Annotated in this window: 4 protein-coding genes and 1 pseudogene; 2 read left to right on the top strand and 3 right to left on the bottom strand. The window is 69.9% G+C overall.

The window, feature by feature from the left end:
* A pseudogene (locus ADX84_RS25860) lies at positions 1–263 on the top strand (SDR family NAD(P)-dependent oxidoreductase); the annotation flags it as partial.
* A 498-nt stretch (positions 264–761) separates the two neighbouring features.
* Entirely contained in the window at positions 762–932 is a 171-nt protein-coding gene (locus ADX84_RS26895; protein ID WP_234004212.1) for a hypothetical protein, read from the top strand.
* Between the two features lie 106 nt (positions 933–1,038).
* Here ADX84_RS26895 and ADX84_RS24730 read toward each other — a convergent pair whose 3' ends face one another.
* From ADX84_RS24730 to ADX84_RS24720, 3 genes are all read right to left on the bottom strand, one after another.
* Positions 1,039–1,278 carry a hypothetical protein gene (locus tag ADX84_RS24730; protein WP_049579817.1) on the bottom strand — a complete coding sequence of 80 codons (240 nt, stop codon included), beginning with the start codon at positions 1,276–1,278 and terminating at the stop codon, positions 1,039–1,041.
* A gap of 143 nt (positions 1,279–1,421) precedes the next feature.
* A complete protein-coding gene (locus tag ADX84_RS24725) occupies positions 1,422–1,904 on the bottom strand; it encodes a MarR family winged helix-turn-helix transcriptional regulator (protein ID WP_049579816.1) in 483 nt (160 codons plus the stop codon).
* Positions 1,905–2,340: 436 nt separating this feature from the next.
* Positions 2,341–4,251 (bottom strand): AMP-binding protein, encoded by a 1,911-nt coding sequence (locus ADX84_RS24720; protein ID WP_199776696.1) that lies wholly within the window; start codon positions 4,249–4,251, stop codon positions 2,341–2,343.
* Positions 4,252–4,702: the final 451 nt, after the last annotated feature.

Here is a 4,702-nt window from a genome sequence, read left to right as displayed (position 1 = left end):
CCTCGGCCACCCCCGCCCCCCACACCACCCGCGTCGACCTCACGGGAAGGACCGCACTGGTGACGGGCGCCGCCAGCGGTATCGGCCGCGCCTGCGCGCTGCGCCTCGCCGCCGCCGGTGCCACGGTCCGGCTGGTCGACATCGACGGCGCCACCCTCGCCGAGCTGGCCGACCAGGGTGTGGGCGAGCCGGTGGAGCTGGACCTGACCGACCTCGACGCGGCCGAGGAGGCCGCCCGTGGCGCTGACATCGTGGTGAAGAACGGGGAAGGGGGTGAGCGGAGGGTTCGGTGGGCGAACCGGGGGTCTGTCGCGCGGCGTCCGACAGGAACTCGTGCGTCGTCATGCCAGAAAACTAGGCGCGTCCCGCACGCCGGGGGATAGGGGGCGCGGACACACCCCGGGGTGTGTCCGTGTGGTGTCACCCCATGCACGAGCGGGAGGCTGTGGACTTCCCACCTGCCGGGGTCATGGATCGGAGTCGCATCGACATGTTGCTCAGGTCACTCGAATCCTGGGCTTGGGTGCACCGGTTCGGCCGAACCACCCCCGACCACCGTTCATCCCCCGGAGCCGTGCCATGTACTCCCCCGCCCAACGCTCCCCCTCCCCTCGCGGTCTGCTCCACCGGGTCCACCGCACAGTTTGGGGGTGTCGCGGGGGCCGGGGGCGGTGAGCCCACCTCCGCCGAGTGAGGGGCCCACAGAGGGGCCCACCCAAGGCCCGACCGAAGGGCCCACGGAGGGACCCTTCGGTGAGTGCGTGACCGCGAGCAACCGCGCCCACGTCACCCGGGGCCGGGCCGAACACCGCCTCGGCCACGCCTACGCGTTGGGCTCCGTGGACCCGCTCGGACTCTGGAACACGGCCGTGCGGACCTCACTGACCGCGACCTCCGCGGACCACTGGGAACTCACCCAGGGCGGCTGCTGATGGCGAGAGTGGGGCCGTGGGGACGACCGGTGGGCCGGATGATCGGACGTCGGGGCGCGCGAACCCGGTGCGGAGGTGCGGCACGTGCGGTGGATCGTCCGGGCGGTCAGAACCCCGACCCCTCGGAGTCCCGGGCCAGGTGGCCGAAGTGCGCGGTCACCGCGCCCAGGGCGAAATGTGCGGCCTGGTGCTCGGTCATCGGGACGATCCCCGCGGGTACCTGGATTCTGAACGGGAACTCGTCTTCGGGGCTGATTCTGAAGTCGTCGATCACCCCCTGCGAGAGCAGGAGGGTCAGAGCCTCTCGGACGTGGCCGTTGCGGTTGTCTGAAGCCCAGATCGACATGCTTCAACGGTAACCCGGAAGCCCCCGGAAAGCTGGTGCGGACGGGCATTCGAGCCCGTCCGCACCGTTTCTCCCACTCGGACCGCAGGACGGGCACGACCCCCGTGGTGCCCGTCCTCGCGACCGTCCCTCAAGGAGGACGGCTAGGGGTTCTCGACGCGGGCCTCACCCGCGAGAACGTGGGAGGTCAGCTTGCGCAGCGCGAGCCTGGTCGACTCGAACTCCTCGGCGGGCAGGTCGATGACCCGACCGATGGCCTCAGGCACGCCCCGGGCGCGGGCCCGCAGCGCGGCGCCCTCCTCCGTGGCGGTGACCAGCACCGAGCGTTCGTCGGCCGGGTCGCGTTCCCGGCGTAGGAGGCGATTGGTCTCCAGGCGCTTGAGCAGCGGAGTGAGAGTGCCGTAGTCGAGTTGCAGCACCGCGCCGATCTCCTTGACCGCGCACTCTCCGCGTTCCCAGAGGAGCATCATCACGAGGTACTGGGGATAGGTCAGGCCGAGCGGATCCAGCAGAGGGCGGTAGAGGTTCGTGACGGCACGCGAGGCCGCGTACAGCGCGAAGCACATCTGCTCGTCGACTGCTGGGAGTTCGAAGTCGCCCCTGGGGGCGGGGGATCGGTCGGGCATCGTTCCACATCGTAGTAACCACGCACCCGATGTCAAAGCCCACAATTGCCTTGTGTGCAAGGCAAAAAAGGACATGGGGACACAGGGATGCGCATCGGGTATCAAGTCGTCCGCGATGGCGTCGGGACCGGGTCACGTCGGCGCCATAGGGGAGCTGTCGAGGAGTGGGGAAGGGTGCTGGGCGAATGTGACGGGGGTCGAACAGGAGACCGGGAGGGGTGAGGATCGTGAGCGTCCGAGGACGGTAGCGCTGGAGCCGGGAACCCAGGAACCAGGGAAGTCGGGAACCCAGAAACTCAGGAAGTCGGGTACCCGGGTACCCGGGTACCCGGGAAGCCGGGGAGTTCGAGGGCTCGTGAGTTCGCGGGACCGTGGTGGCGGGGCTCAGAAGCCCGCGAAGGAACGGGACGCGTTTCGTTGGCCCGAGCGCGGGGCGTTATCCCTGCCTGCGCGATCCATCCGGTTCGTCCGAGGGCTGCCAGTCGTGGGGCCGCGGCGAGGCACTGCTCGGCAACCGCCGTTTGACCACCTTCCCGGTCGCGTTGCGCGGCAACTCCTCCAGGACCACCACGTCACGCGGCACCGAGAACCGGCCCAGGGCCTCGCGGACGTGCATCCGGAGTTCGTTCGGATCCACGGAACGGCCCTCGTACGGCACCACGTAGGCCGCGAAACGTTGGCCGAACTCCTCGTCCGGGACCCCGGTCACCACCACCTCACGCACCGACGGCATCGTCACGATCGCGTCCTCCACCGGACGCGGGAAGACGTTCTCACCGCCCGACACGATCATGTCGTCGTTTCGCCCGGCCACGTGCAGCAGCCCGTGGACGTCCACGTAACCGCGGTCGCCCGTCTCCATCAGCCCGTCGGCGATTCGTTTGGTGTTTCCGTTGGTGTACCCGTCGAAGAGCATTTCGTTGCCGACGTGGATCGCGCCCTCGCTCCCCTGGGGGACCTCGCGGCCCTGCTCGTCCAGGACCGCAATCCGGGTTCCGAGCGGAGGCCGGCCGGCGGTGGTCGGAGCCAGTCGCAGGTCCTCCGGGGTGGCGATCGTCGCCCACGACACCTCGGTCGACCCATACAGGTTGTAGACCACGTCCCCGAACACGTCCATGAAGTCACTGATCAGTTGCGGGCTCATCGCCGAACCACTGCACGCCACGATCCGCAGGGAGGACGTGTCGTACCGTTCGCGGGTCGAACGAGGCAGATCCATGATCCTCCGCAGCATCACCGGTACCGCGAACAACACCGTGCACCGCTGTTCCTGGATCGTCCTGAGCGCGTCCTCCGGTTCGAAGAGTCGACGCATCACCAGCGTCGCCCGCATCGACATGCCCAGCTGGACCCCGGCCAGCCCCCAGGTGTGGAAGACCGGCGCCGACACCAGGATGCGGTCCCCGGAGTCCAACGGGATGCGCGACAGCACCGAGGCGGCGTCCTGCGGCCCCTTCGGGGTGGGGCGGCGGGCTCCCTTCGGCGTGCCCGTCGTTCCCGAGGTGAGCACGATCAGCCTGCCGGGGCGCTCGGGTGGTGGCGGGTCGGCCGCCGGGACCTTCGGGTGGTTGCCCGGCGGGTGCTCTCCGGGATTCGGCTGGAGCTCCTGGGCGGCCTCGTTCGGCAGGGTGGACGGGGGCGACTGCGAACGCGATCCGCCCGGCGCCCGGGTCCTGGTTGGTATCCGGGGTCCCGGCACACGCGGTTCACCCCAGGCCGTCACCCGGGGGATCTCCGGAGCCAGCTCCTGGTACAGATCCTCGAACTCGGCGTCCGCGACGAGTAGCGAGACCCCGTTGCGCTCCACCACGTCGAGCAGGGGGCCCGCGGCCAAGCCTGTGTTCAGGAGAACGGTGTCCGCACCCAGGCGGCCGCAGGCGATGGCCGCCTGCACCAGCCCACTGTGGTTGCGACACAGGATGCCCACTCTGGTGCCCTGGCCGACACCGAGGTCGTGGAGGTCCCGGGCCAGTGCGCGCCCGAGCTGGTTCATCTCGCCGAAGGTCGTGCTGCCCGATTCGTCGATCACCGACACCTGATCGGGCACGCGCTCACCGGCTGCGGCGTAGCCGCCAGCGATCGTGGCTCCCCAGGTGTTCAACGCACGGAGCTGGCGAACGATCCTGTCCGGACGGCCGGGGGAGAGGACCCCGGCCCTCACCAGGACCCGGGCGACCTTCAGCGTGTGGCGGAGCCTGGCCGCGGCCGAGGGTGGTGGGGATGGTGACGGTGCCGCAGGGGCCGAAGCAGCGGAGGGGTCAGAAGGGCGGGAGCCCGAGGGGGTCGACCCGGGCGACGAGGAGTGTCGTTCCGGTGGGGTGGGCGGGCTGCCGGCTTGGTACGCCATGGGGTCTCCGAGGTGATGCCGGGGACGGGCGAAGCGGTCCGCGCCCTCCGAGGAGTCTTCGCCTCGTGACTCCACGGAGTACTGCGACCGTAGGCGAGGAGGCCACGGACTTTCTTCGTGGTCAGGTGAGTGACTACTCGTGCGTAGTTGTCACTGGGGCGAGTGTGTCCGGCTCGCGCACGGAGCAGGGAGGGTCCGGGCGCGGGGAGGGGACGGGCTGGCCTGGGTCCTTCGGAAGGCGGGGGTACGGGCCTCGGGGTGATCGAGGTGTCGCCTGCCCGCGGACCGTGGTGTCTACGGGCGGCCTTCGCGGAGTCGTCGAATCGAGAGGTCGAGAAGTCGACAAACGGCCTGGTGGAGCGTGACGAGAGGGTGGGCCGAGCCACCTCGAAGCAGGGTGGCTCGGCCCCTTCGTTGGTTGGTCACGGGCGGAGTGGGAGGAGGGGAGGGC

It is taken from the genome of Nocardiopsis sp. SBT366 (assembly GCF_001083815.1).
GTDB lineage: Bacteria > Actinomycetota > Actinomycetes > Streptosporangiales > Streptosporangiaceae > Nocardiopsis > Nocardiopsis prasina.
Note: the sequence above shows the minus strand (reverse complement) of the source record. Positions and strands in the feature narration are given on the sequence as shown.

Coding starts and splice junctions, on each gene's coding strand:
- ADX84_RS24730 (WP_049579817.1), bottom strand. CDS start 1,278: ATGTCGATCTGGGCTTCAGACAACCGCAACGGCCACGTCCGAGAGGCT.
- ADX84_RS24725 (WP_049579816.1), bottom strand. CDS start 1,904: ATGCCCGACCGATCCCCCGCCCCCAGGGGCGACTTCGAACTCCCAGCA.
- ADX84_RS24720 (WP_199776696.1), bottom strand. CDS start 4,251: ATGGCGTACCAAGCCGGCAGCCCGCCCACCCCACCGGAACGACACTCC.